Source organism: Virgibacillus sp. GM2-2 (assembly GCF_055329585.1).
Map to the genome: position 1 here is coordinate 1 of NZ_JBUZWC010000103.1, position 259 is coordinate 259.

Here is a 259-nt window from a genome sequence, read left to right on the forward strand (position 1 = left end):
CCCGGCAATCAACACGGTTGAACCATCGTTCATCCGTACCGAAGCGGATGAGGCGACCTACAACCTTCATATCATGCTGCGCCTGGAGCTGGAAATTGCCCTGATGGAAGGGTCGTTGCAGGTCAAAGACCTGCCTGAAGCCTGGAATGCCCGGATGCACGAGTTCCTGGGCATCACCCCGCCGAATGACCGTCTGGGAGTCCTGCAGGATGTGCATTGGTCAGGCGGTATGCTCGGATACTTCCCCACATATGCGCTT

Annotated in this window: 1 pseudogene; it reads left to right on the forward strand. The window is 57.1% G+C overall.

Annotation, left to right across the window (positions count from 1 at the left end):
* Positions 1-259: pseudogene (locus ACY9Z2_RS19140) on the forward strand (carboxypeptidase M32); the annotation flags it as partial.